This window comes from Microcoleus sp. CZ3-B2, assembly GCF_036705055.1.
GTDB lineage: Bacteria > Cyanobacteriota > Cyanobacteriia > Cyanobacteriales > Microcoleaceae > Microcoleus.
The window spans coordinates 1-2,331 of sequence record NZ_JAUBTN010000137.1 but is presented as its reverse complement, the minus strand read 5'-3'; the positions used below and the strand labels follow the sequence as shown (position 1 = coordinate 2,331).

Annotated in this window: 2 protein-coding genes; both read left to right on the top strand. The window is 45.3% G+C overall.

The annotated features are described in order from the left end of the window. The first annotated feature begins 96 nt into the window (after positions 1-96). Positions 97-825: an LPS export ABC transporter ATP-binding protein gene (gene lptB / locus QUA97_RS28095; RefSeq protein ID WP_194012552.1), complete on the top strand. Its 729-nt coding sequence runs from the start codon at positions 97-99 to the stop codon at positions 823-825. 184 nt (positions 826-1,009) lie between these two features. Beyond that, on the top strand, positions 1,010-2,176 hold the full coding sequence (locus tag QUA97_RS28090; protein ID WP_194068637.1) for an LptF/LptG family permease: 1,167 nt from the start codon (positions 1,010-1,012) through the stop codon (positions 2,174-2,176). The last annotated feature ends 155 nt before the right edge of the window (positions 2,177-2,331 follow it).

Below are 2,331 nucleotides of genomic sequence, written 5' to 3'. Positions count from 1 at the left end.
ACTAATGACTAATGACTAATGACTAATGACTAATGACTAATGACTAATGACTAATGACTAATGACTAATGACTTCTAATAATTTGCCTCGGCAAGTATGAAAATTGTACTCGAAAATATTCACAAATCCTACGGAAAACGCAATGTAGTTAGTCGCGTCAACCTTTCCGTAGCCCAAGGAGAAATCGTAGGACTGCTCGGCCCCAACGGTGCCGGCAAAACCACAACATTTTACATAGCAACCGGATTAGAAAAACCCAATCAAGGGACTGTTTGGCTCAACGATTTAGACATCACTAAAATGCCCATGCACCAACGAGCGCATTTGGGAATTGGCTATCTCGCTCAAGAAGCCAGCATTTTTCGCAACATGAGCGTGCGCGACAACATTTTGTTAGTCCTAGAACAAACTCAAGTGCCTCGTGGGGAATGGAAAGATCGAGTCGATTTCCTGTTGGAAGAATTTCGCTTACAAAACATAGCATCCAGTTTGGGAATTCAAGTTTCGGGGGGAGAAAGGCGGCGGACTGAACTGGCGAGAGCATTAGCCGCTGGGCGAGACGGGCCGATGTTCCTATTTTTAGACGAACCGTTTGCAGGCGTAGATCCGATCGCCGTAGACGAAATTCAAACGATAATTGCCAAACTGCGCGATCGTAAAATCGGCATCCTGATCACCGATCACAACGTCCGAGAAACCCTCGAAATTACCGATCGAGCCTACATCATGCGAGACGGTCAAATATTAGCCTCCGGCGCTGAAGAAGAACTCTACAGCAACCCCTTAGTCCGGCAATATTACCTAGGCGACAGCTTCGTGCGGTAGTCTTGTATAGCAACCGCAAAGACGCACCAGACAGACTCAGTAGGGGCGGATTCGCCTAGATATCAATAATCCCAGCCCAGATATCTATAAACCAGCCCTTCCACAACCATAAAAACACAATACAGAAATTTAAAATTGATAATTTAAAGTGTAGCTTGAAGAGCCACAGCAAAAACGCCAAACTATGAAAATAGCAATCTCCAAATCCTTCAATCCCCTCAACTGGCTGCCAAGAATCTCAGTAATGGACTGGTACATTACCAAAGAATTAATCGGCCCGTTTCTATTTGGAGTCGGACTTTTTACATCCGTCGCCGTCACAGTTGGAGCCTTATTTGAATTAGTCCGCAGAGTAACAGAATCCGGCCTCCCCTACAGCGCCGCCCTAGAAATTTTTCTGCTGCAAATTCCCTACTTCGTAGTATTAGCTTTCCCAATGTCAATGCTGCTAGCAACCTTAATGGCCTACAGCCGACTCTCCAGCGACAGCGAACTCATCGCCCTTCGCAGTTGCGGAGTTAGCGTTTACCGACTGGTAATGCCCGCAGTCATTATGAGTTTAATTGTTGCCGGCTTCACCTTTGCTTTGCAAGAGTTAGTCGTACCAGCCGCCAGCTACAGAGCAACTGTAACTTTAGACAGAGCCCTGAAGCGAGAAAAACCAACATTTCAAGATCGAAATATTATCTACACAGAATTTCGTAAACCCGAAAAAGGCGGCGAAGAAACCCTGTCCCGCTTTTTTTATGCTGAACAGTTTGACGGCAAGCAAATGAAAGGTTTAACAATTATCGATCGCTCCACCCCAGGGCTCAATCAAATCGTTTCTTCAGAATCAGCTACTTGGAATCCCTCAGAAAACACCTGGGATTTTTACAACGGAACCGCTTATCTTGTCGCTCCTGACGGCTCTTACCGGAATATAGTTAGATTTCAACACCAGCAGTTGCAACTCCCCCGCACGCCCTTAGATTTAGCAGCCAGAGTGCGAGATTTCAAGGAAATGAATATTGCTCAAGCTTTAGAGCGTTTAGAAATCCTTAAAAACAGCGGCGATGTACCGCAAATTCGCAAACTCAAGGTGCGAATTCAAGAAAAATATGCTTTTCCTTTCGTGTGCTTGGTATTTGGTTTAGTGGGAGCAGCTTTGGGAACTCAACCGCGCCGTTCCGGCAGAGGAACGAGTTTTGGGATTAGTGTAGTTGTAATTTTTACTTACTATGTATTTTCTTTCATCACCAGTTCTATGGGCGTAAAAGCTGCTTTGACTCCGATTCTTTCGGCTTGGCTGCCCATAGCCTTTGGCTTTGGAATCGGCGGATTGTTGTTGGTGCGAGCCGCCTCTAGGTAATTTATCTCAAATTAGTCAGTAGTCCTTAGTCAGTAGTCCTTAGTCAGTAGTCATTAGTCATTAGTTAGTAGTCATTAGTTACTGTAGTTTAGACTAACCAAAGATGAGAACGGTGGCCAAAGAAGAACTAGAGCCACCGCGCCAGGAGAGAATGA